The 25,527-nt window shown below is 39.2% G+C and carries 20 protein-coding genes and 1 pseudogene; 12 read left to right on the top strand and 9 right to left on the bottom strand.

What is annotated here, in order from left to right:
* Window positions 1-375 precede the first annotated feature (375 nt).
* From NSQ71_RS01440 to NSQ71_RS01430, 3 genes are all read right to left on the bottom strand, one after another.
* A complete protein-coding gene (locus tag NSQ71_RS01440) occupies window positions 376-1,215 on the bottom strand; it encodes a DUF6574 domain-containing protein (RefSeq protein WP_340732493.1) in 840 nt (279 codons plus the stop codon).
* A 103-nt stretch (window positions 1,216-1,318) separates the two neighbouring features.
* The gene (gene nagZ, locus NSQ71_RS01435) at window positions 1,319-2,632 is read right to left on the bottom strand and encodes a beta-N-acetylhexosaminidase (protein ID WP_117017021.1); all 1,314 of its coding nucleotides are present in this window, start codon (window positions 2,630-2,632) and stop codon (window positions 1,319-1,321) included.
* Window positions 2,629-4,011 (bottom strand): zinc ribbon domain-containing protein, encoded by a 1,383-nt coding sequence (locus tag NSQ71_RS01430; RefSeq protein ID WP_340732491.1) that lies wholly within the window; start codon window positions 4,009-4,011, stop codon window positions 2,629-2,631. The genes nagZ and NSQ71_RS01430 overlap by 4 nt, the downstream gene beginning before the upstream one ends.
* Before the next feature lie 372 nt (window positions 4,012-4,383).
* Here NSQ71_RS01430 and NSQ71_RS01425 point away from each other — a divergent pair, with 372 nt between their 5' ends.
* From NSQ71_RS01425 to NSQ71_RS01415, 3 genes are read left to right on the top strand one after another with little or no spacing between them, the layout of a single operon-like run.
* Window positions 4,384-5,427 carry an NDP-sugar synthase gene (locus NSQ71_RS01425; protein ID WP_339198381.1) on the top strand — a complete coding sequence of 348 codons (1,044 nt, stop codon included), beginning with the start codon at window positions 4,384-4,386 and terminating at the stop codon, window positions 5,425-5,427.
* Complete coding sequence (locus tag NSQ71_RS01420; protein ID WP_063386530.1) at window positions 5,424-6,641, top strand: glycosyltransferase family 4 protein; 1,218 nt, start codon at window positions 5,424-5,426, stop codon at window positions 6,639-6,641. Before NSQ71_RS01425 ends, NSQ71_RS01420 begins: the two co-directional genes overlap by 4 nt.
* Window positions 6,622-7,713, top strand: a complete 1,092-nt coding sequence (locus tag NSQ71_RS01415) for a glycosyl transferase (protein WP_094244956.1) — start codon at window positions 6,622-6,624, stop codon at window positions 7,711-7,713. Before NSQ71_RS01420 ends, NSQ71_RS01415 begins: the two co-directional genes overlap by 20 nt.
* A gap of 172 nt (window positions 7,714-7,885) precedes the next feature.
* On the opposite strand, the gene NSQ71_RS01410 is transcribed toward NSQ71_RS01415, so the two are convergent.
* Together NSQ71_RS01410 and NSQ71_RS01405 are read right to left on the bottom strand one after the other, a co-directional pair.
* The gene (locus NSQ71_RS01410) at window positions 7,886-8,314 is read right to left on the bottom strand and encodes an SRPBCC family protein (protein ID WP_340732487.1); all 429 of its coding nucleotides are present in this window, start codon (window positions 8,312-8,314) and stop codon (window positions 7,886-7,888) included.
* 177 nt (window positions 8,315-8,491) lie between these two features.
* Window positions 8,492-8,989 (bottom strand): 2,4'-dihydroxyacetophenone dioxygenase family protein, encoded by a 498-nt coding sequence (locus tag NSQ71_RS01405; RefSeq protein ID WP_340732486.1) that lies wholly within the window; start codon window positions 8,987-8,989, stop codon window positions 8,492-8,494.
* Between the two features lie 254 nt (window positions 8,990-9,243).
* Here NSQ71_RS01405 and NSQ71_RS01400 point away from each other — a divergent pair, with 254 nt between their 5' ends.
* A complete protein-coding gene (locus NSQ71_RS01400) occupies window positions 9,244-9,450 on the top strand; it encodes a hypothetical protein (RefSeq protein ID WP_340732484.1) in 207 nt (68 codons plus the stop codon).
* A 308-nt stretch (window positions 9,451-9,758) separates the two neighbouring features.
* Here NSQ71_RS01400 and NSQ71_RS01395 read toward each other — a convergent pair whose 3' ends face one another.
* Entirely contained in the window at window positions 9,759-10,970 is a 1,212-nt protein-coding gene (locus NSQ71_RS01395; protein WP_066250471.1) for an MFS transporter, read from the bottom strand.
* Between the two features lie 934 nt (window positions 10,971-11,904).
* Window positions 11,905-13,298, bottom strand: a pseudogene (gene pdxR, locus NSQ71_RS01390) (MocR-like pyridoxine biosynthesis transcription factor PdxR).
* Between the two features lie 361 nt (window positions 13,299-13,659).
* Here pdxR and skfA point away from each other — a divergent pair.
* The 7 genes from skfA to NSQ71_RS01355 all read left to right on the top strand — a co-directional run bounded on the left by skfA (window position 13,660) and on the right by NSQ71_RS01355 (window position 19,931).
* The gene (skfA, locus tag NSQ71_RS01385; RefSeq protein WP_063386524.1) at window positions 13,660-13,827 is read left to right on the top strand and encodes a sporulation killing factor; all 168 of its coding nucleotides are present in this window, start codon (window positions 13,660-13,662) and stop codon (window positions 13,825-13,827) included.
* A gap of 207 nt (window positions 13,828-14,034) precedes the next feature.
* Window positions 14,035-15,270: a sporulation killing factor system radical SAM maturase gene (gene skfB / locus NSQ71_RS01380; protein ID WP_117017014.1), complete on the top strand. Its 1,236-nt coding sequence runs from the start codon at window positions 14,035-14,037 to the stop codon at window positions 15,268-15,270.
* Window positions 15,267-16,766, top strand: a complete 1,500-nt coding sequence (locus tag NSQ71_RS01375; RefSeq protein ID WP_339193954.1) for a CPBP family intramembrane glutamic endopeptidase — start codon at window positions 15,267-15,269, stop codon at window positions 16,764-16,766. The genes skfB and NSQ71_RS01375 overlap by 4 nt, the downstream gene beginning before the upstream one ends.
* Window positions 16,767-16,781: 15 nt before the next feature.
* A complete protein-coding gene (locus tag NSQ71_RS01370; protein WP_066250460.1) occupies window positions 16,782-17,504 on the top strand; it encodes an ABC transporter ATP-binding protein in 723 nt (240 codons plus the stop codon).
* A complete protein-coding gene (gene skfF / locus NSQ71_RS01365) occupies window positions 17,497-18,945 on the top strand; it encodes a sporulation killing factor system integral membrane protein (protein WP_066250457.1) in 1,449 nt (482 codons plus the stop codon). Before NSQ71_RS01370 ends, skfF begins: the two co-directional genes overlap by 8 nt.
* Before the next feature lie 43 nt (window positions 18,946-18,988).
* Window positions 18,989-19,495 (top strand): HEAT repeat domain-containing protein, encoded by a 507-nt coding sequence (locus NSQ71_RS01360; protein ID WP_063386519.1) that lies wholly within the window; start codon window positions 18,989-18,991, stop codon window positions 19,493-19,495.
* Between the two features lie 13 nt (window positions 19,496-19,508).
* Window positions 19,509-19,931, top strand: coding sequence for a TlpA disulfide reductase family protein (locus tag NSQ71_RS01355; protein WP_094244947.1), 423 nt, complete (start codon window positions 19,509-19,511; stop codon window positions 19,929-19,931).
* A 489-nt stretch (window positions 19,932-20,420) separates the two neighbouring features.
* Here the strand turns inward: NSQ71_RS01355 and rhaB are convergent, their stop codons facing one another.
* Together rhaB and NSQ71_RS01345 are read right to left on the bottom strand one after the other, a co-directional pair.
* Entirely contained in the window at window positions 20,421-21,866 is a 1,446-nt protein-coding gene (gene rhaB, locus NSQ71_RS01350; protein ID WP_340732475.1) for a rhamnulokinase, read from the bottom strand.
* A gap of 418 nt (window positions 21,867-22,284) precedes the next feature.
* Entirely contained in the window at window positions 22,285-23,412 is a 1,128-nt protein-coding gene (locus tag NSQ71_RS01345; protein WP_340734388.1) for an IS110 family transposase, read from the bottom strand.
* 521 nt (window positions 23,413-23,933) lie between these two features.
* Here NSQ71_RS01345 and NSQ71_RS01340 point away from each other — a divergent pair.
* A complete protein-coding gene (locus NSQ71_RS01340) occupies window positions 23,934-25,229 on the top strand; it encodes a DUF4085 family protein (protein ID WP_339193935.1) in 1,296 nt (431 codons plus the stop codon).
* Window positions 25,230-25,527: the final 298 nt, after the last annotated feature.

Below are 25,527 nucleotides of genomic sequence, written 5' to 3'. Positions count from 1 at the left end.
TGTATCACCTTCGGCAGAAAGGGCTTTGTTTTGTTGTGCAAACTCACCCAGTGATACCTAGCCTCATATGAAGTTCGTGTTCCGAGAGACCCAAAGTTTGCCGCTCGCTTCCTTCAGATTCCGCGTCGCCACGGACACCCTTGCGTTAAGCTAACTGCTACTTCTGCCTTCGCAGCTCGGGACTTTCACCCTATAGATTACACCCATGCCGGGCGCACACATATGAAACGCTGGTATGCGGCGGGCATACCAGCGCTGAAGGTGATCTGATGCTTTTAAGGCTTAGCGGTACTCATTGTGTAAGTCTATATTTATATTGTATGAAAATTAAAGCAGCTAATATTTAGATCGTTCAAAATGTTCAATGTCACTCCATCACCAAAAATATCTCCATTGATCAACAATTCTTCCCATTGCCGAATCAGCCAATATACCGATAAAAATCGCAAACAGGAGGGAAAATATAGCAACATAGATAAAAAATGAGTATAAAGGATCTATTCCTTTTGAATATTTCGTTAGCAGTACACTTATCAAATAATATGGAATTAAAACGATCGCAAGCAAAAGTGAAATGCTCAGCACAATGTTTCCATAAACATGGGATTTTAACAAAACTAGCAATAACGCGATAAGCGAAACAATGATCGCGGTGGTAAGATGTGCTCCATATATAGCTGTTACCTCTTTAAAAGATGCACTTGATCCAAACAATTTATTAACAATGAACATACACAATAACACGAGCGCAACAATAAGAAAAACAAATATAAAAACATTAAAAAATACCGAAACATACGAAGGTCCATCATAAAACTCATTTATCAGTCCTTGAGTACCATGAATTGCCGATTTAAATAGATTGCGGACAAAAACGCTAACCGTTAGTGTGACAATGAACACAAATAAAATAATGCTGATAAAGCCATTCACCCATTCATTTTTTTCTTTGCCAAAAATGGATGACGGATGTTTCAAAAAATGAACGAAATAGCTTCCATACACTTTCGACTGCTTTTTAACCTTTTCTACATGTTCATTCATTTGCGTGGAAGCTGCTTGGCCATAAGACGGTTGGGGATTTCTGTTAATTGAAACCTGATCCCCGCCGCCTCCCGCTGTTTCTTGTAGATTTGGATCATTATTCAATTTTGCTCCGCATTTCCCACAAAAATTTCCTTTTTCTTGTTCATTTCCACATTGATGACAAATCATTTTCCTCTATTGTTCCTCCTCTATTTATTGGTATAACATGGGCAGCCGCCTACAATCGGCTTGCCCAAACATTGAATGAAGGTCTTCTACGAATTTAATTGAATCACTGTTCCTTTGTATTCATCCAATTTTCGATCAGTGTTTTATGCTCCTTGCTTCCAACTGTTTCTTTCGCATATTGCGGATCAACGATCGGATTTTGAATAGTGGATAATTTATGCATTAGCACTCTTGTCACCGCTTCGTTGATGCGTTTTTCTTGAATTTTTCCGTCTTTCACTGCTTTCACTAAGCCATTATAAACCTCCACTTGATGCTCATATTCATGGCAAACGAGCAGCAAATCCGCTCCGGCATTAATCGCTTCGATTGCCATATCTTCATATGAATAATATTTATTTACTGCGCCCATTTCAAGATCATCCGTGACAACAATTCCTTTATACCCCAGCTTTTCCCGAAGCAGCTTTTGAATCATAACAGAAGATAAACTTGCTGGTTTGCTAGGATCATAACTTGGATATTTAATGTGAGTCATCATAATGAAGAATTGATTGTGATCTGTATTTTCAATGAGCTTTTTAAATGGATAAATATCGGAATTCTCCAAATCCAATTTGTCCGCTTTTACAGAAGAAGTGTCAATATGCGGATCAACACTGCTTCTTCCGTTGCCGGGAAAATGCTTGAGCGTTGCTGTAATCTTCGCTTCATGCAATCCTTGAACCACTTTTGCACCATACGTATAGACCGCTTCCGGATTTGTACCAAAAGATCGGCTGTCAGTCTCTGACAAATCCAAAACGGGTGCAAAATTTAGATGAAATCCCATGGCAGCCAATTCCCTTCCGTTCAGAAGAGCAATATCGTACACCGCTTTTTCATTTGCAGCTTGCCCTAGCTTCTGTTGGGATGGGATAGGAGACACTTTTTCTCTCATCCGCAAAATGTCTCCCCCTTCTTGGTCCACTCCGATCATAAGCGGCACTCCAAACCGCTTTTTCAGCGCAAGCCTTTGCAAAGAATTATTTAATTGCGCAACTTGTTCCGGAGTCTCCATGTTGCGGTCAAACAAAATGACAGAACCGATATGTTTGTTTACGATTAAATCGGTTATTTCCTCGTCTTTTTCCGTGCTTTTAAAGCCCACCATCAAAAGCTGGCCGACCTTCTCGCCCAAAGACATATCATCCACTATTCTAGCTGCTTTTTCTTCGACCGTTTCTTCTTTCTTATCGTTTTTTTCTTCTTGCAAAGCTGCAACATTACCCGCTTCTTTTACTTCCGGTTCTTCATGCTGGTCTTGAATCTTTGTTTTTTGATTTTCCTGAAAGAGCGGCAATTTCGGGATTGATATAATGGCAAAAATACTCAAAATAAATATGGCGAAAATGAGAAGCAAAGATTTCCATTTCATTCCGTTCTAGTATTTAGCTTTTTAATTTCAGGCGTTGCTAATTTCCAGCCGTCTGATTCCTTCACTAAATACCATTTCCCTCCCCATTCTTGTACTAATGTGGAGCCGTCGTCCTGTTTGTCATAAGAAGTTAATTGAAAACTCACTGTCGCTTGATCATTTTCTATACTTTCCACACTTACATTCGTAACTTCATTTTTAAAATTGTTTTTTAGCCCTTTAGACCATTTTTCATAGCTAATTTTACTGCGACGGCTTGAGGAAAACAGTGCATATGCCGATTCGTAATCACCGCTTGAAATACTAGTATAATGGCTCATAATCACATTTTCGATCTCCGATTGTTCATCATGATAGTCTTTTAATGAATCTCCAATATCTTCGAAATCTTCCATTGGAATTTCTTGTTCAAATAATAGATCAATCGTTTCCCCGGCTTCTTTAATTGTCTTTTTATTGCTTTTCAACGTACCATCAGCAGTTTTGATTTCGGCATGAAGCGTCATCGAACCGTCTGTTGCAACTGGCCCAAACTCTTCTACATCCGAAATTTTTAAACCTGTGCTCTTTCCATTGACGAATAAAGTGGCATCTTCAATATTTGAATATAAATATACATAATCTCCAGTTAAATCAAAATTTATGTACACTTTATTTTCTTCTGCATCACTTGGCGAAACTTCTTCCACTTGCTTTACGTCTGCGTATTCTCCTTTGTATACTGCTTGTACTTTATGATTGATTGGCAAAAACGGCCCGTAAGTCCGTTCTTCGTCTTTTTTTATAGGTTCATATTTTTTCCCATCTATGTAAATATGGCTATCATGATTTGCCGTTACGACAATATATAAATTTTTAGGTATGAGTGCATAATAATCAAAAAATAACCATTTTTCCCCTAATTTATTGATCGAAATATCTGCATCAGTATGCTCAGGAAATGCCCCTTTTTCATAAATAACGGCTTCTTCATGCAAGCTATTTTTCAGTTCAGAAAATTCCGATGGGTTCATTTGATAATAGTCAATTAATTGTTTGGCCACTTTTTCATCTATTTTTATATCCGATTGCTTCGAGTTTAGTAAATGAGCCACTTTTTTTGCATCATGATTGTTGACAGCTAGAATAAAATTTTCCACAAGTTTTGTCGGTTTATAGATCGATTTTACAATAAAAAATGAACTTGCAATTACTAAAATTAATAGAACTCCAATACTTGCAAAAATCTTAGATTTTTTCGTTGCCAGCACCGGTCTTCTTGATCTTGATCCCTCCCCTGCCGTCATTACATTTTGTGATTCTACGACTTTCGCGCCGCAATTCGTACAAAATGTTTGATTTTCTTCTAATTGGTGTCCGCATTGTTGACAATAGTTCAATCATATCACCTGCTTTCTTCATAAATTTCAAGGAAATTATACCATTTCATAAGGCTTTTGATAGATTTTCTGAATAATTAGACATTAAAACAAACAGCACTCTTCTTTAGAGGTTTTTCAAACATTTTTTAAGCTTCTATCAATCGGAGTGGAGACTTTGAACAAAAGGTGTTATATTTGCCCCTTTTTTCATTAAGTATAGGAAAACCCCCGACTGAGTTGAAATTCATACATTTTACTTATATAAGAAATTTTGTTATAATATTTATTAGCAACCAGTAGGTTTGAGTGCTAACAATATACGCCACTTTCATTTTTCATTCATCCATCTGTTGTGAACTTCATAATCATAGACTAATGGAGGGATGACAAATGAAAACATTACTGTTAGCTGGTGGTTTAGGAACACGTTTACGCCCATTAACTGAAAATTTGCCGAAACCGATGGCACCCATTGCTAACCGGCCATGGCTCGAACACCTCATCACTTATCTTCGCGATCAAGGAATCAACCAATTCGTAATAGCCTCACATCACTGTTCAGATGTCATAAAAAATTACTTCGGAGACGGCAAACGTTTCGGTGTAGACATTGAGTACTCTGATGAAACACATCAAATGGGAACAGCAGGAGCTATCAAAAATGCTGAAAGATTTTTGAAGGAAAGATTTCTTGTTGTAAATGCCGACATTGTTCACTTGCCAAACTTGATTCCTCTTCTTGAATTTCATGAACAAAGCGGCGGGATCGCCACAATTGCACTGACGGAAGTAGATGACCCTTCTTCTTACGGTGTCGTTCAACTGGACGATTCCAGCCGGATTTTGCGTTTTGTTGAAAAGCCTCGTCGTGAAGAAGCACCATCAAATTTGATCAATGCTGGTTTGTACATTCTTGAACCAGAAGTAATGCGCTACATTCCAGCAGGACGTGAAGTTTCTATCGAACGTGAAACATTTCCCACCCTTATTCAAAAAAGCAAAAGTGTATACGGAAAAATAAGCAGCGGTTACTGGTTTGATATGGGAACACCAGAACGTTACCGGAAAATTCATTGGGACGTTCTTGAAAATCGGAACCCGTTGCCTACTCGCGGAAATCAAGTTCAACCGGGCGTTTGGTTAGGAAAAGACACCAAAATCGGATCTGGCGTCCGCTTTATCCCTCCTGTTTTAATCGGGGATAATGTCGAGGTAGGCGATCAGTCAGTAATTGGTCCGTTTGCAGTGATTGGAGATCATTGCCACATTGGCTCCAAAGTGCATTTTTCAAACTCTATTCTTTGGGATCAATCAAGCATAAGCGATAATATTCGTGTCAACAACAGTATTATGGCTTACAAGACATTCTTAAATGAAAGTAAAGTGTACGACAACTTGATCTTGAACCAATATGAGAGGGTGATGCAAGCATGAGTCGAATTGCATATGTCAGCACATATCCTCCGCGCCGCTGCGGTATTGCTACCTTCACTGAACATGTATTTACAAACGTAAGCGCTGCTGGCAAACGCGGTAATCGTGATCCAATCATTGTACTTTATAATGAAAATGATGACAGAAATGTATATGAAAATAATCCGAGATTTTGGCCTTTGCCAATGCAAGATCGTTCAGCTTATGTGAAGATGGCCAAAAGGGTCAATCGAAGCGATATTTCTGTTGTAGTTTTGCAGCATGAATTCGGTATTTTCGGCGGTGAAGCGGGAGAGTACATAGTCGACTTTGTACGCGCATTAAATAAACCGCTCGTCACGACGTTTCACACGATTTTCTCTGATCCTAAGCCGCCATATCGGCAAGTCCAGCAGGAAATTGCCGATTTAAGCGACGCTATAGTCGTCATGAATCGCAAGGCTGTCTCTTATTTAGTCCGAGCGTATAATTTGCCCGAAAATAAAATTATCTACATTCCACATGGATCGCCTAAACCTCGAGATAACGAGCGGGTTCAGCTTCGCCGCCAGCTGGGATTTGAAGGCAGAAAAGTATTGCTTACATTTGGATTACTGAATCGCGGCAAAGGAATCGAGTCTCTAATTTCAGCCCTCCCAGAAGTTGTCCGTGAAGTACCGGAAACTTTATATATTATCGCGGGACAAACGCATCCTGAAGTGAAAAAGCGGGAAGGAGAATCATACCGTGAAGAGCTGCAAAACATGATTCGTCAGCTCGGATTAGAAGAGAATGTCCGAATGATTGACCGTTACTTTAATGAAGAGGAGCTCGTCTCCTACTTAACAGCGTGTGACCTATATGTAACTCCTTATCCGGGCTTGCAGCAAATCACAAGCGGAACGCTGGCTTATGCCGTTGGAATAGGGCGTCCGATCCTCTCCACGCCATACGAGCATGCGCAAGATTTATTAAAAGGCTGTGAAGAACTGCTTCTTCCGTATGGCGACATCAAAGCATGGGAACAGCGATTAAAAGAGCTATTAATGGATGACAATGCATTGCACCAATGGGAAAATCGAATTCGGCAGATTGGAAAGGCAACCCATTGGCCAACTGTCGGGATGCAATATTTGAAGCTGTTTGCCAAAATCGGCGAAATGGACTTGGATGAGAAGGGTGTGAAAGAGCCGAACGAAAGCGTGGTGAAACACGTTGCACCAACCAAATATTAATTTTGATCATTTGGAACGTTTAACTGACGATACAGGGTTGATCGAGCATTGCCTCGGCCGGATTCCGCGCCGTAAAGAAGGATATTCAACAGACGACAATGCGCGCGCCCTTTGGCTATGTATTGAATGGATAGAGCTTCTTCAAGATGAACCGTCTGAATTGAAGAGACTCTACGGAATGCTTGATCGGTATTTAGCCTTTTTGCTTTGGGCTCAAAGGGATGATGGATGGTTTCATAATAACTTTTATTATGACCGAACACCTGAATCGGAAACTCGTTCTGAAGATTGTCTTGGTCGATCAGTTTGGGCAGTGACAATGGCCTATTTAAAACTTAATGACAATGCCCGCCGCTATGTGGCAGCAGAAATTTTGCGCAATGCCCTTTCTGCATGCCGCAAGCTTCGTTTTGCCCGCAGCCAAGCATGGGTGCTGGCCAGTTGCAGCAAACTGCTCATGGAAAAGAAAAACAGCATTTCCTCTCTTGGAATAGCAGAAGATGAACTTAAACAATTGGCAGAGACATGCGAACATAGTTTATTAACAGCATACAAAGAGCACCGAACGGAAGATTGGCATTGGTTCGAAAAACAAATGACATATGCCAATGGAATTTTGCCTTGGGGATTATTTTTATCCTATCGATACAACCGTCGCAATGAAACATTGCGAATTGCCAAAGAGAGTCTTGATTTTCTCATCGAAAAGATGGGCGGATTCAACAGCTCCTCCATTCGTCCAATCGGCAACCGGGGTTGGTGCAGCCGCCACAATCGCGCCGACTGGGATCAGCAGCCCATCGATGTTATGAAACTAGCTTTAGCTGCAAACGAAGCTTATCATATTTTGGATGATTCTGCTTACTTACAAGTTGTACTGCGCTGCCGAGACTGGTTTTATGGCGGGAATGACCATCACATTCCTTTAGTCGATCCTAGCGATGGCAGCTGCTGCGACGGTTTGAACTCCGATGGTCCTAACCAAAATCGGGGCGCGGAATCAACACTTTCCTATTTAATGACTGAAGCTTTAGCACATCCGCTAAAATTGGAAGTATTCGAAAAGATTTAATAAAAAATCTTTTTTTCAGTTGTTCAAAAAAGTGCATCCGCCTTTTCCTCTATTCTTCGGACGATATGGCGATTGCATTGGGGAGATCATCATCTCCCTAATTTTTTTGCTGTTTTCTTTTCCTCCAAGTTATTTCCTCGAGCTGGATCTGAAAACGTAAATGAATTTTTTGTTATTCCACAACCTTTTGCAATTTTTTTAAAATGTTCATCCAGCCATGATTCATCCGTTCACGAACAACAGAGCTTTTTTCATTTACTTTAGGCAGCACATCGTCAGGATGCTTCCATCCGCTGTGAATAAGAGTAAATTCAGTTTTATCCCCTAAATCCTTCAAAATAAATGAAACAACCCAGCCTTCTGTATCCCATGTGAAAGAGAGGCGGTAAGGCGGTTCAAGTTCTACCACTTTACATGGAGACGGCCCGAAAGGAGATTGCAGATGGAATTCATGTCCCAGCTTTGGCTGAAAATCATTTGGCATGAACCATGACGCAATCCCCTCTGGCGTAGCCGCCGCCTCCCAAACTTTTTCAATTAAGGCTTCTAATACAATTGATTGATGAATGTTTTGTAATGGATTTTGATGATTTTTTTCCATAGTCTTGCTCCTTTTTACATCATTTAGTTTCAAATTATATGAAACCACAAGGTATTATGTCAAATGCACTGACTCATGAAATAGAAATTCTTAGATATACATGAAAAAAACCGTTCCGAACTAGAACGGTTCTGTACCTTTGTAAACGCTGTCATTTTTTACATCAGTTTCAAAGGATCATAAAAACAAATCTTTATTAATGGGCAAATTATTTTTCTCGCAATAAGTTAAGTAATGATCGATAAACCAAAATACATCTACCATTTCAATGATACGGTCTTGATCATCGAGAAATTCAAGCGGTCCGTTTAAATGAAACACAGTTTCCATCCCTTCGTCGGAAACGAGTGTATGTGTCCTGCCCGGACTTTCGCGAATAAAATCTCCCGGTTTTGCGATCCAGTCGTATTCTTTGTAATACCAGCTTCCTTTAATCACATAACCAGTGACAGGACCGCGGTGGCGATGCCTGCCAAGCGTGCCGCCAGATCCAACCCGAAGAACATTGACGGAAGTATTGCTGCGAATATCAAAAGACAAATGGCGTATCCAGACGTTTTCTACAAACGGGACCCATGGCGAAGTTTCTAAAGAAGAATGGATATAACCTTCAGAAAGCGCAAATTGGTCTCGCCTCACATCAATTCTTTTTTCCACCTGTACATAATGATCCACAATATCCCCCCGCACCTTTTTATTTTTCTTTTAAAACAAGGTGAAAAAATTCACTAAATGTATATGATTTCTTCATCCAAATATGACAAATTCTTTTTAGTCTAGAAGAAGGAAAGGTACTGCTAAAATTTACAATAATTAACATATTTGGTTATAATCTAATATGAATAAAAATTATTCATCTTTATCATTTCGTTTAGTTCATTTTCTCCCCTGCTTTATGGGCATATGCAAAAATAAAGATCAAAACAGAGGTGAAAGCAAATGAGAATAAGCTTAAAAGCAAAAATGTTGTGCGGATTTCTTTTGCTGAACAGTCTGCAGCAGGAATTGAACAAACATCTGCCGCATACGAACAGACGAACAGCTCGATGGAGGATATTTCAGTAAATTCCATGAAGTTGGCAAATCTGTCAGAAGAGCTCAACGGGTTCGTTCAACAGTTTAAGCTATCTAACTAATTTCTAATACCAATTATTTCAAGCTGGTCGAATACGTTTCATGCGAATGGCATGCCAAAATACAAAAAAAGGACAGCCTTTGATTAAAGAGACTGTCCAAAAATCCGTAAACGCCCAAGCGATCGTGCTTTATTTTCCTTGTACGACGGCTTCACTTGAACTTCGGCGCCAGCAAATGATCCATTCCCGCACTGTTTAAAAAAGTTACGGGTTGGGATCAATTTTCCCAACGAGAATAGATTTTTACAAGCCTATTCATCTTGTCACTTCGGTCTAAAAAAGGTGATAAATAACAACAGTTCTTAGCGTTAACTAGACGACTTGGATTTGGCCAGTTTCGTATTTTTCAATGACTTGTTTTGCCAAAAGACAGTAATAAAAAGTGTAAACACTAATAAAATACATCCTAAAATGAAAGGATACAAAATTTGAATATCATATAATATTCCCGCCAACATCGGCCCCAATATATTTCCTATACTCATATAGGCGTTGTTTAACCCCATGGCAAAGCCTTGTTCATTTCCAGCCATCTTTGAAATAAGAGTGTTCAAAACAGGACGCAAGATGGATGTTGCAAGAAAAATCAAGAGGGTGATGACAAAAAACAGAGAATAGCTGTCGGCAAACAATGAAAGGAAAAATCCAATTGCAACTACGCCTAAAAAGAAATTTAAAACGGCTCCTTCCCCAAAGCGGCCGACAAGCTTATCGACCACAAACAACTGCACAATCACACTTATCAGTCCAGTTAATGTAACCATCCAAGCAATTTCTTGCGGTGTTGCCCCAAACTGATCATCCATATATAACCCGATGACAGATTCATAAGCCATTAAACCAAAGCTCATAACAAGAGTAATAATCAACAGCATAAAATAAGGCTTATGAGCGGACGAAACCAATTTTTTTAACATCGGCTCATCATTGATTTGCGTTTTTTGTTCCGGGGTATGTTGTTGTTCAACACTTTCTTTTAAAACTGTTAATGAAAAAATAACAGCAGCTAAAGAGACGATCGTTGCAACAAGAAAAGGCATTTTCAACCCAAAATCAGCAAAGAAACCGCCAACCCCTGGTCCTATTACAATCCCAAGCGACATGGCTGCTGATATGAAACTGTTGCCTTTAGCCCGCTGCTCAATTGTCGTAATATCGGCAATATAAGCAAAAATAGCGGGTACCAGAAGCGCGGAGCCTATCCCTCCGACTACACGCGAAGCGTACAGCCACCAAATGGAATCAAATGCGTAAAAGATAAACATAGAAACAGTTAAACCGATTAATCCTAAAACAATCATTTTTTTCCGGCCATACTGATCTGTCCATTTCCCTGCAATTGGAGAAAACACAAGCTGGGCTCCTGCAAATATTGCGACCATTAAACCAGCTGCCGTACCGCCTTGACCAATGGACTCCAAATAAGCAGGCAATATGGGGATAATAATGCCGAAGCTTCCAATAGTTATAAACATGTTAATCATTAAAATAATCATTTTTCTCCACTGAGACATTGACATAGTGAGTACCTACGCTTTCTTCCGGTCTATTTCAAGCACATAGAAAACCTGCTATTCTGTTTTCTGGACAGCAGGTTTATTCTACAGGCATACTGCGGTGATTTGTATTTAGCATTTTCAAACACATACTAATCCTATCCAGAAAATATATTCGCTTCCTTAAAAATGCAGCTTAAAGATAGAATTAGTTAGTCATATCCAAACCATCATCCTTCCGCTTTTTTACAGATTTATAATATCTTATAACATCAAACAAATCAAATAAAAATTTAAATTCAATGCAGGCAACATAATGCTGAAAAGGGAAAAAACAGAAATCCCGACCGAGAGCCTGAGGAAAAAATCCGAGCGTTGAAAAAGAAACTCGGCATAGACGGTACGAATGAAAGCAAAATGATGTGCCATCAACATAAAAACTAACGTATATTATAATCAATACAGGCATTTAAACTTAGCAGACGCACTATCCGGCATGCTTTAAGATCCGCTGTCTTTCATTCTACTTGAAGTAAAATGTATTCGCTTAGAATTTGAAGATCCAGCGAAAACTCAAAAGGGCAAAATACATGTGGTTTTGCATGATACCAACTTTTTCCCCGTTTTGTTCGGGGGCTGTCTATGATAATTCATTTGATGAAATAAAATCCTCTGAAATTGATTCATTTGAAACGAATTTTTAGCACATAAAAAAACCCCCTCAAAGTTGTGAGAGAGTTTAACCCCTTAAACAAACGTTTGATTAAAACCCTGCATGACTTAAAGTCCCAGCAAACTTACCTCCATAAACAGCGCTCTCATCAAATTTTGTATTTGGTCAATATTATCGTTTCATGGGCATGTTTGGACAATTTTATTATCGACATTTAAAATGAATATCCTACATGTTTTCATCTTCATCAAACGTTTAGATGCCCCACGATGAACACCTCCTAATTTAGAGCTGCCTTAATCTAAAAATGCCTTCCGCAATTTCTTCTTTTGTTAAATTTCCATATCCTAAAATAATTTTGTTTTGATGGATTCCTTTTTGAATAGCATGAACTTCTACAGGATAAATTTTCACTTTATGCTTCTTCATTATTTCATTTACTACTTGATTAAAAACACGATATTTTGAAATTCTGCGACTAAATGCAAACCGGTGGAATCGCCAAAAATTTTAACTGTGTCGCCAAATTGTTCAGTCAAACATTTTTTTACATAGTCACGCCGCGCTTTATATATTTTTTTCATTTTCCTGATGTGGCGCTCTAAATGCCTTTCATCAATGAAACGGGCAAGCGTCAGCTGCTCCAATGACGGGGTATGGAGATCTGTAAACCATTTTAAGTCCTGACAGCGTTTAATTAATGCCGGCGGAAGTATTAAATATCCCAGCCTTAAAGCAGGCGATAATATTTTGCTGAAGGTTCCGATGTATATCACTCTGTTTGGGTCAAGTCCTTGAAGGGAATGAATCGGCGCCCCTTGATGACGAAATTCGCTGTCATAATCATCCTCAACAATATAGCAATCAACTTTTCTAGCAAATTGAATTAACTGGATTCGCCGCTGTATTGGCAGTGTTCCTCCAAGTGGAAATTGGTGGGACGGTGTAACAAATATAAAGCTCGGTTTTCTATCCGAAGGAAGCAAATCCATTTTCATCCCCTGTTCGTCAACAGGAACAGGACAAATGACTGCACCGGATAAAGAAAAAATGGTTTGAATTTCTTTTGTAATAGGATCTTCAACAATTACTTCATCTCCCGGTGAAAGAAGCAATTTTGCTAGAAGAGAAAAGGCTTGTGTTGCTCCAGAAGTTATCACTAGTTGATCTGGGTGACATTCCACTCCTCTCGTTCTCTTTAAATATTGAGACAAAACATAACGAAGCTCGATTCTGCCTTCGGGATTATCATAACCCAAAATAGAATGGGCAGTTTCTGCACAAACTTGTTTAGCCATTTGCCCCCATTTTTGTCTTGGAAACATATTTAAAGCTGGGATGCCTGAACGAAAATCTATGATATCGTTAATTTCTTCTTTTATTTGCTGCCTTTCTAAAAACGATTGACTATCCGTTTTTTCCTGCTGATGCAAGTATGCTCCTTCAGCTACAAATGTTCCGGAACCTGGCCGTGTTTCGATATATCCTTCTGCCAGCAATTGCTCATAAGCTTCTAAAATGACATTTCTTGAAACCCCTAAATTGGAAGCTAATTCACGAGTAGGCGGAAGACACTCTCCAGCCGCAAGCTCGCCGTTCAATATTTTTGTTCGAATTTGCTCGTAAACTTGCCGTATTAAAGGGACGTCCAGCGTCCGATCAATCGATAGCCAAAGCATGCTTGCCCTCCTATTGCAAATTGGTACTATAAAAATTTATAAAAATTGACTATTATTCTACCATTTTAACATGATCGTTTTAAAAGGATATGATTGGAAAATAAGTATATACTGGGAAAAAGATTGGGTGGCTAGCCTTACGGACATCCTGTATCAAAAGGCTAATAAGCATGAAACTTGTATCAATAATAAACAGCTCTTGCACCAATACAAGCTGTTATGAAATCTTTATATTAAATTTTCAAAAAATTATAACAAAATGACAATTTATTTCTTACTTCGACATTATCGCTATGCTAAATTTTAAACAGTTATATTTTATTCCAATAATGACCATTTTTAATTGGAAGGAGATGGGATTATGGAGAAGCAAAAAAAACAGTGGGAGCCAACAGCTATCAAGGAACTGAAAAAGCCAGCAGGCACCTCGATTGTGAAAGCGGCTGGATGTATGAGCTGCTGGGCCTCAAAAAGTATCTCGATGACTAGAGTCTGCTGGCTCCCACATCCGGCAATGCGCCTGCTATAACCATTATATTCAAAAGGATTGCAATGGAGCAGTTTTTTAACTGCTCCCTAAAGTAAAGGAGTAGTGGCAGTGAAGCGCACCCATCCAATGTCATATATATACAGATTTGAGAAACAAAGTTAGAAAACGTGTCGAAAAAAAATTTTTTGACACCCCTTAAAATGGCTACAACCATTGATATATCAACATTTATAGAGGGAGGATTTTATGTCAAAATTGTTAGAAACGGCAACTAACACTTCACCAGAATTTGCGATCCACTTCCAACCTCATGGGGCCATTTTGCTTGACAGAAAAAGCATGTTCTATTTTAGACTTAGCGGCAGGGGAACAGAATTAGCCTTAATGCTTGCCAAAAATAACAGTGTTCAAAAAACGGCAAGAATTTGGGAGATTCTTTCAAAAGAAAAGGTAAGTGAGGAAGAATTAAATAACGAGCTAGATTCACATCCATTTACATCAGCGTGGAAAAAAGGCCTGCTAAATCACCCTTTGATGATCACCGGATCTACAGAGTACTATTTGCCAATCAGCTGCACCCTTCAATTAACAAATATGTGCAATTTGAAGTGTCCTTTCTGTTATGCAAGCTCAGGAAAACCGTATCCAGATGAACTATCATCTTCCCAATGGATAAAAGTGTTGCAAAAACTCGCATCTCACGGTGTAGCTGACATCACCATTACAGGCGGAGAAGCAAAGCTAACAAAAAATTTCTTGAAAATCATTGCCACAGCCAGTTCTTTATTTACGAACGTCAACCTTTTTAGCAATGGCCTAAATTGGCGCGACGATGAGATTGAACTGATCAGCCACTTGGGAAATGTCAGTGTCCAAATAAGTATAGATGGAAACAGCAGCACCCATGACAAGTTAAGAGGGAGAGAAGGAGGATTTTCCGAAAGCTTGAAAAATGCCGAACGTTTTGCTCAATCATCGGTTCCCGTCCTCATTGCTATGACTGTTAACCAACTCAACTACAAAGAAGTTTATGAAGTAATCGAAAAATCGGTGGAAGTTGGCGCAGTTGTATTTCGTGCGGGTCAAACTATTCCCGTAGGCAGAGCATCTGAATATCAAGACATGACAAGCGAAATGAAGGAGAAAGTAAAGCAGCAGTTGGCAGACGCCAAAAAAAGATGGAGTGATCAAATCATTATTATGGATTGGGAAGACCACCATCAAAATGATAGTCTTACAGATTTCTGCACGCCGGGATTTTTGTCATGGTATATTCGTGCGGATGGACAAGTTACACCTTGTCAAATTGAAGATACATCCCTTGGAAACGTCTTAAAAAACAGCATGCAGGAGATCGGTTCACCGGAAAGGCTAATGCAAGCGAAGCGACTTGCTAAACAATGTAGATGTATAGGAAAGATAGAATTACCTGAAGCCGATTTGCCTTTTACCATTCAAAAAGAAGCTGAGGTTAAACCATGATGACGACCATCATCCATTTATTATGGATCATCCTTCCTATTGCAGGAACCTTTCTGTTTTACAAATTCAAACCAAAAACGTACGAATCGCTATTATTACATAAAAAAGAAGCTCGGGAATTGGCAGTGCAATTCATTAAACGGTATTCCGGCATTGATGTATCAGATTGGGATTTTTATGCGATGTATTGGTACGACCGAAATACCGTCAATATGCTGCATCACCTAGGATTGTTAAACAAAGTTCGCCATATTTTATATCATTGGGGTTTAGTCGAATCATGGAGAATTAGATTCGTTCGAGAAAACCGATCAGTCATCATTGGCATCAATTCAAATGGAGAAATTACGTTTTACACCGCGAACCTGTCAAAGAAAGAAATGGCGAAACATAAAGGCGCTTTTTCCTCTCCGGAACAATTAAAAAAAGAGCTTGCCGTCTCAGATAATGGATTATGGGCTGCATCTCAATTCACAGGTGCAGGCAGAAAAGAAGAAGACTTGGAAAATATTGAAACGTACTGGTATATTGCCGAATCTCAACCAGTAAGAATGAAAATAACGGTTGAAATCCATAACGGGCAAATATTCTATATCGGTTCAGAACAAGAGATATTGACAGAAGACATCGAAACAGCGGTTAAGAAAGAGCAAATGGAATCTACCTTAAATATGACGGGAGTATTAGCGTCATGCCTGGCCGTTATTGCAGCGATCATCATCCTTATCAACCTTCGCCAAAATGCCGGCATCACTGCAAGCATCTTGCTGGGGGCGGTTCTATTCTTTTGTAACATCATAACAATAAAAGAAGACATTCAACTGAGCATCGTCAATACTTATGATTCCCGCCTCAGCATAAAAACGGTTTATGCTCTTGGAATCTTATCGGCAATTTTAGCAGGATTGGCCACAGGTTTCGTCGTATATATATGTTCATTGGCAGGGCACTCTTTGAGTAATGTTCTCCAAATAGCTTTTTTTGATAATGCTGTATGGCAGTTTTTCGTCGGCTTAAGTGTCGGCATCGGCTGCTTAGGTTTTTTTTCAGCAATTTTTTCATGGCTGGAAGAGAAAAATTGGCTGCGAATTTCTCCCGAGTTGTCCAATCGTACCATTTACTTGTCAGGCTTTACATTTAAACAAGGATTAAGCATCGGCCTGCAAAGCTCCATTGCAGAGGAAACAGTCTACCGTTTGTTGATCATTCCGACGATATGGTGGTTGAGCGGCAATTGGGCTTTGGCGATCATCATTTCCTCCATTCTATGGGCCATTATGCACCAAGGAACAGGATTTCATCCCAGATGGATCAGATGGATCCAATTAGTAATCTTTGGCATTATACTGGGATTCTTTTTCATCCAGTTCGGTTTTCTGTCCTCCTTAACCATTCATTTTATTTATAATTTTATTCTTGTCATGAAGCCGCTTTGGGATTACACTTTCCAGAAAAAATTGAAGGCCAGTGAAACCTTCAAACAACCCTCAGTATAACAATGGAGGAGAGGCATGAAGATCATCCAAGTAACCAATTTGAAGAAAAAATATCGTAACGGCGATGGTGTAGAAGATATAACTTTTTCCGTTCATTCAGGAGAAATCGTAGCCTTATTAGGGCCAAACGGGGCAGGTAAAACAACAACCATTAGGTGTCTCGCTGGATTATACACCCCTGATGATGGGACGATCAAAATTGCGGGGCATACCCCTGGTACGGTTGAAGCGCAGCAATCCGCTTCGCTAATTCCGGATCACCCATATTTGTACCCTACCTTAACCGTAGCGGAACATTTGCAATTTCGCGCCAGAGCCTTCAAAGTTGAAAAAAAAGACCTTCAAAAAAAAGTTTATGAAGCTTTAAAAGAGGTAAATATTGAATCGTTGGCGGATCGATTAAGCGGGCAATTGTCAAGGGGACAAAAGCAAAGGGTTATTTTGGCTGGCGCCATTATACAAAACGCTTCTATATATATATTGGATGAACCAACAATCGGTTTGGATATTTCTTCCAAACAATGGCTTGCCAACTGGCTTGTCCGTAAATCAAAACATCATAGCGCCATTCTCATATCCACCCACAGCCTCGAATTTGTATTGGAAACGGCTAACAGAGTTTTATTAATTCGAGAAGGCCGTATTGTAAAAGAAATGGCCGTACCAAAAAACAACGAAGAATATCCAGCCTGGAAGCAAGAAGTCATACGCAGTTTAGGGGATTGGTCAAATGATTAATATTTGGTCATTTTTGTTCCTTCAAGCGAAAAGAGAAATCGATAGCCAAAAACACGGGATAAAATTCTTTCTGTTCATTTTTGTTTTATTTATATGGTTTTTTCTGTTTCAACTTGAATGGGGGGCTAATTCCAGAAGTTGGGACATTGCCTATACAGGATGGATTTGCTCAGGAATTTTTATTGTCATGACCATTTTTGGGCTGCTTTCCAACCGCATACCTGGGCTCATGCAAGACGTCATATGGCTTTATACCGCCCCTTATTCTTTCACTAAAATCGCTTATTCCATATTATTATGGCGATTGTCTTGGAAAGGGTTGCTCTGTCTTCTCTCAGGAATCACAGCTGATGCCGTTTATTTTTTGGCAGGAAATCCATTTGGCCGGTTAACAGCACAATCAATCCGATTACTTTGTCTCATTGTTTTATTAGAATCATGGATAATGGCTATGTCCTGTGCCAGAACTGTAAAAGGAACAAAAATTGCTTTCTCCTTTGTTGCCTTCATTCTCACCGTTATATATGGTATTGCTCTCTATGGTTCTTTTTTTCAAGCCAATGAATTGATTTGGCAGAAGTATATTAGCTACCATATCGGCTTTATCGGCTATTTATTTACAAACAGCTTTTTGCTGCAAGGGTTTCTTGCCTTTCTAATCATGATCGCCCTTTCGTTCATGATTATTCGAATAACAACGAAAAAATCGGAATGCAAAGAAAAATTGGTAAAAGAAGCTGATTTTTGGGCGGAGTTTCAAGATCATCAAACCGATTTTTTTAAAAACAGCCTGAAAGAGATGCACACATGGTGGGGGCTGAAAGGATTAAACGGTATTTTTTCTTTCCTTTGGCTCGAAATATTGCTTGCCAAGAAATACATTTTTTTTCATGCTACTCATTTGTTTGTTCTTCTCATCTTAGTTCCCGTTTTCATTGCAAAAAACATTTATTGGTTTTATATTTTGGTCGTTTTTACAATCGGAGCTTTTTTCAGCAGTTCCTACTATTCAGGATTAATTAGACATGCAAAGTCTGGAGATCTTTTTTTGCTGCCGGGAAAACTATGGAAAAAAGCATTGCTGCTGGAAGGATCGAATACCGCTTGGATCTTTCTATTTTATCTTTATTGCGTGGGTATGTGGCATTTCCATTTCAACACTGCTTTTACAGATTTCCTTTCATTTAGTTTGTACGGGCTTGGAGGATACATGCTCATGCTTTCCATCCGCTGGGCGGCATTTGTTAGAACATATAAAAAAGACCCCTCTCTCAGCCTGATTTCATACTATAAAAATTTTGCTTTCATTTGTATGGGGAGCACCCTTTGTTACATCCTTTTGTTTTTTCTTTTCAAAAACCTTCTTTTCTATTGGCTGCCTCTTTTCATGATCGTGTTAAGCACGATTTTATTCTTATCTTTCTATCAATATGAACGTTGAATCAGAAGGGATTTAATACTTTTTCTTAAGGAGATGAATTTTCATGAGTTCAAATGAAATAATCTCTCAAGCCTTAACGAAACTAAAAAGCAGCGATGAAGCAACGGTATTTCAAGGAGTGAAAGAGCTAAAAAAAACGGGAAAAGCCGCTGTCCCAATACTCATAAAAGCCTTAAAAGATGAGAAATCCCTCCGAATGATTTCATCCGTTGTGCTGGGGGAATTTGGTGCAGATGCAAAGGAAGCAGTTCCCGAACTCGCTTCGCTTTTAAAAGATGACGACGAAGATATAAGAATGTCAGCTGCTTTATCCTTAATGAGAATCGGACATCACAGTCTGAACGCCCTCGTTGAAGTTGCACGAAATACAGAAGGAAAACCGCGTTTTTGGGCATCATGGGCAATCTCCTTGATCGATCCGTCTAAAATTGAACCTCTTATGTTGAAGTGTCTAAAAGAAGAACTGGATAAGCCGTCCGGAATGGTCAGTCCTTTTGCCGCGGAGGAAGCAATTGGTAAAATTATCGCTATGCAACTAAAGGATCAATGAGGAGGAACAGCACATGGATTTAATACAAACAATGACAAAAGACTTGCCGTGGCTGAACGTTCCAAAAAACGGCCATGATTTCCCATCATCCAATCGGCTTTTGTTTTATTTTTGGTCAATTAGCTGCCCGTATTGCAGTGAATTAACGGATCAGTTATTAGAAGAAACAGTTAATCTTGAAACCTTTCATGTCATTGCCGTTCATGTACCTTATACAGCTGAAGAGAAAGCGTTGGAGCTTGTGAAAACACGAGTAGAGGAAAAAAAGATTACAATTCCTGTAGTTTTAGATCAAAACTATGCAATCGCACAATCTTTTGGTATTCAAGGAATCCCTGCTTTTTGCCTAGTCAATCAACAAATGAAGAAAGAATTATTAACAATGGGAGAGGAAGGTTTTCACAAAATGATGAAAAAAATTAAACAGCTAAAGTAAAGTCTTACCGCTTTTTTCTTGACTTTTTCACTGTAAAAAGAATCGGTTTACCTTTTTCAAATATTTCTCTATTAAAATTTATGTTCAACATTCCGTTAACATTTTTCTTGGAGCAATAAATTGAGAGAAAAATTTTTGTGGTTCCTTTTGAAGTTCATTTATTTGCCTTTTGGAATAGTGACACCAATTCTTTCTTTATTCTAAAAACTCTTTTATTGTACATGATCCGATAAAACGGCAGCTAATCTATTAAGACCATCAAAAGGAACCTTTCCATATTCTGTTTCATTTTGCGCCCCCAAGTTTAAATGAAATTTTTTGAGGCTGTTGGAAATGCTATTCCCCAACTCGATGTACTTTTTAATGATAATACATTCCAATTGCTGGTGAACATAAATTGGAGCGTCGCTCATTCCTGATGTAACATAGGCACTATGAGTTATTGTGTTATGATCAATTTTTCTTATGGAGCCGGTACTCTGTACATATCTAGGAGAAAACAGCTTGTTTAAATTGTTCTTTTAATACATCGTTTCCGCTTTCTCTTGGATCAAAACGCTTTATAGAAAAAGAGTTCAAAACTAGATTCCGTCCTTCCTGTAAATTTGCAAGCTTTTTCTCCGCTATTAGCTGAATTAAAATATTTCCTACAGCCGTTGCTTCAGAGGGACCGGCAAAAACCGTTTTTCCGCTTACAGCAGCGGTCATTTCGTTTATGAAATCATTTTGCGAGCCGCCTCCGACAATATATAATGAATCGATTGTTCTGCCCGATATACTTTCAATTTCATCAATTGACAAGGAATATAGTATAGCCAGATTTGTAAATACACATCTCGCAATTTCTCCTGTTGATTGCGGCACAGGCTGAAGCGTTTCCCTGCAATATTTCTGAATTTCTTCTACCATATTGTCCGGATTAAAAAATCGCTGATCGTTAAAATTGATAAATTGTTTGCACGGAGGCGCCTTTCTTGCCTCATCAACCATTTGGGCAAAATTGTAATCTTTCGTTAAATATCTTCTCACTTCTTGAATAATCCACATGCCCATAATATTTTTTAAAAAACGGTATGTCCCAAACACTCCCCACTCATTTGTATAATTGTAAAATAATGATTTTTCTGTAATGATTGGCGCATCCGATTCAATCCCAATCAAAGACCAAGTTCCGCTGCTTAAATACGCCCAATTTTTTTCAGCAGCAGGTACTCCTGCAACTGCGGAAGCTGTATCATGAGAACCGACTATAATCACTTTTGTTTCGGGCAGATCGTAATCAGGAAAATATTCGTTTCTGACATATCCGAGCATGTCCCCGGGGTAAGAAAACGGCGGAAACTGCTCACGCTCAATTGACAGCAGCTGAAGCAAATCTTGATCAAAATCTTTTTCTTTCACGTTTAAAAGCTGAGTACAAGATGCGCTTGTCACTTCCGTCACTGCACATCCAGTCAGTTTGTATCCTAAGTAATCAGGAACTGTCATAATCATTTTCGTTTTTTCAAGATTTTCTTTTTTTTCTTCATATAACTGGTATAAGGTGTTGAAGGATAAAAACTGAATGCCTGTTTTTTCATATATATCTTTTTTGGAAATATGCTTCGTAATCTTCTCAATCGTCCGTTCTGTTCTTTTATCTCTGTATGCTATGACCTCTTGCACCCTTTTTCCTTCTTGATCGACCAGCACATAATCTGTAGCCCAAGTATCGATTCCAAGTGTACACCTTTTCACTCCCAATGTTTTGGCATATGCCAATCCCTTTACAATTTCCGTCAGCAAATGATCAATATCCCAATAATACGTTCCATTTCGTTCCGTAAAACCATTGGCAAATCGGTGTATTTCTTCAATTGTCAATTTCCCATTTTTTATATCCCCTATGACAAGCCGTCCGCTTGATGCACCGATGTCAACTGCGATATGTGTCATTTTATCCCTCCTAAAATTCACACAATCTATGAAGCTGCTAAATGTTTCGCTTAAAAATTAGGATAGCATTCCATAACTAGACATTTTCTTGCTGCTCATGCAGCAGGTCAAAATCTGAGTAAACATTTGCAAACAACTTTTCTTCCATTCTTCAAAAAATTCATTGGCAGTAACCATTAAAAAAGTTTTCCCTTTCCACAAAGCAAGAAAAATCTCTTTACGTTTCCTGCCAATAAAAATATTGATATTTTAGCCTTCACTTTTTCTGTGAAAATCAATTAACCATGGCTGAAGCGGTATACCCCACAATCAAATTGGATACCCTATTAACGACCAAAAAAAGGCAATAGGAAAGCAGAGCTACCTTATTTTTAGGTATCTCGTATATTTCTGAACCTTTTTGGTTATACTAATTTATTTACTGCTCTCGAAACGGTTCTTTTCGAGAAATGATGCAGTAAATGATGGTAAGCATTCGGTGCGCGATCGCAACGAGTGCTTTTTTCTTTCCCCTGCGTGCCGCCAATGACCAATATTTCGCTGCCAAACGTTGATTCCTACATCGAGACAAAGCCCAAGCCGCCTCACATAACGCCGATTTGATATGCGGATTCCCCTTCGTCGTTCGGGTACTTTTTCGTTTTCCAGCACTTTCATGATTTCCCGGCGCGACTCCCGCCCATGAAGCGAGGTGTTGAGACGTTGGAAATTGTCCCATATCGACTCCGATTTCAGCGATAATCACGGCAGCGGTTTCCTTCTTGATCCCCGGTATGGTCACAAGAAGCTCCATCTCTTGTTTGTATACTTGTAAGAGTTGGTCGATTCGTTCTTCGATGTCTCGAAGTAAACTTTCCAACGATTCGATGTGCTTCCACGATTGGCGAATCATGAACAGTTGATGGTTGGTCAATGTACCAAAGAGAGAATCCTGAATTTGTTGTTTTTTCCTCTTCATACTCCTGTGAATGCAAGCATCGACTTCGGTTTCTTCGATGTATCCCTGTTTCATTAAACGTTCCAGTAGCTTTCGCCCAGATACACCAAATACATCCGAAATCACGGAACTTAACTTGATATTGGAACATTCCAACACTTTTTGAATGCGGTTTTTCTCCGCGGTTAACTGCCCGATCCATTTTTTGCGCAAGCGAGTTAAATCCCGTAATTCTCGAATGTTCTCAGGAGGTACGAAACTCTTCTCGATCAATCCGTAACGCAACAATTTGGCGATCCATTCTGCATCGGAAACATCGGTTTTTCTCCCCGGTACATTTTTGATTCGCTGAGCGTTGGCAAGTGTAATGTCAAAGTAATCTTCCAAAATATTGAACACAGGTTTCCAGTAAACGCCCGTACTCTCCATCGCAATATGAGTGACACCACGATCTTCTAACCATTTCAGAAGACGAAACAAGTCTTTCGTGAAAGTAGGAAATGTTTCAACTTCCTTTTGAACGTGTTCTTCCTCTCCAAGAAGAGCACAAACGACAATTGTTTCGGCATGGATATCTAATCCTGCACAACGATGATAAAGAACATCCATGATTCTTACTCCTTCCATCGATAAATTCGCAAACAGGGAGTCCATTTGCACGTTAGGCATTTTTCTGTTCGTAGTCACCTTTTCACACGAAAAGGGCTGACAATGGGTGGAACACCAAATGGACTCAAACAGTTTTTATTACAGGGTCGAACCACCATTAAAGAGAACGTCTTTCAAAACTGTTTGCGTTCATATCCATTATGGGAAGGAATGATGGATTTTCATGCATGGGTGGGGAGTAAAATTACTCATGGATGTTTTTATTTCATCGCATATTAAGTTAAAAAATTAAAGGGGCTGTCCAGAAAGTCAGATCCCCATTGAAAACAAAAAATCATAAACACCGATATATCAACGTTTCTAAAACATTAATGGGGGCGTCAATAAGCCGTAAAAACGAATTATTAGACACCCCCATCACCTATTTTGTTAAATTTCTCCTTTTTAGCAGGTGAAACGCTTATAAGAAGTGAATTCATTGTATGAGAAAAAATGGCGGATAGCATATAAGGAGAGATATAATGAAATTTTTTACAAAAGAATGGTATGACGAAATGCAGAAGGCGCACCTGCTTACAATTCCCGAGTCTGATGAAGAATGGGTGGATTTTATCAAAAGCTTTGAAGAAGACGGCGAGGATGTTTACGACTATTTGCGGCAAAATCTTGAATCTATTAAAGACGAATTATTGCAAACATTGCCGGAAACATTTCATCCCTATATTCTGGACGGCACCATTAATCAGCCGACACTGCCAAAGGAAGTGCGGGACGAACTCATCATTTGGTTTAAGGCTAAAATAGAGGAATGCGAAAAAGTGTTAGATGAAGCGAATAATCATTTTGAACATATTCGCGAAAATCTGCCGGAAGAGCTGATCAGCATTTTGGAAGATGGATTACATGACGCAGAATTACAATATATCCATCGCGATCACGATGCACTCAGATTAACGTTAAATGGGGAAGGCAGTTTCAGCAAGGGGGATGCCATCGTTATTGAGATTACTGGAATCAAAGAGGAACAATCCGAAATACCTTTAACACCAGGTATGTTTTGGCTTTATGAAGAAGGGGATCTTAATAACAAAAGCTTCATCTTAAGTGTTTTATTTGACAATCCGATGACGGAATGGAAGGTAGCTGCAAAACAATTTTCCATTACCCATTTTTATAAAACACAAATTTTTCACCACGATCAGGAATTTGAGAAGGAAAATCATAGCCGCCATAAAGCAAAAAAAGAGAGACATAGTCTTCCTTACAAACTGCCGGATCAGTATGCGTCTTTCGTGACCGCTTTACACGAAGGAGAAGCGGAGAAAATGTATTTTTTAACGGAAAAGGAAGCTATAGAAATCGACCGCTTTTTATCTCTTGAGGAATTGAAATTAGAAGGCAGCGTCATCCCGATTGCAGTTTGTACCAATGGAAATATTGTACTTCACCTTGAAACTCAGAAAATATTGTATCTTGGTGCAAATACAGAGGAGCTAGCTGAAAACTTTGGAAAATTTTTAGAAGGACTTTATTCAAAACAGTTCGTGGATGAAATGCCCCTATTATCAGAGCCGTTACCGACGGAAGAATTGGAAAGCGCACTGTTCAGTGAAGACTTAGAGCTGATCATACGTGCATGGAACACCATTGTTCAAGAACCAGAAAAACATATACCATTAATAGAAAAAACTCTCCCATATTCTTTACAGCATGAAAATGAAGAGATACAACTAATCGGTGAAGTGTATATGGACCATATTCTTTCCTTCAACATTTTGTCTGAGCAATTCATCAATAAACTGAGAAAAAGCACTTAGGAACGAATGCTAAGGCAAGGCTCTTTCTAAATGATCCTGTTCCATACCCCATCGAATGAATTTGGACAACAAACTTATGGTCCCGGGGGTCATGACCTTTTCACCGCTTCTACTAATCGAGTAGGAGGGGGTGACTAACCCCCGACCTCTCACACCACCGTACGTACCGTTACTTCTGCCTTCACGGCTTGGGGCTTTCACCCTAGAGATTACACCCATGCCGGGCGCACAAATAGCAGCACAGACTTAGCCGTAGTCTGTGCTGCTAATCTTAATATGTTTTATTTAAAACGGATTT

This window comes from Aeribacillus sp. FSL M8-0235, assembly GCF_038000355.1.
Classification (GTDB): Bacteria; Bacillota; Bacilli; order Bacillales; family Aeribacillaceae; genus Aeribacillus; species Aeribacillus composti.
The sequence above is the reverse complement of the archived record's forward strand: the minus strand, read 5'-3'. Positions and strand labels throughout refer to the sequence as shown.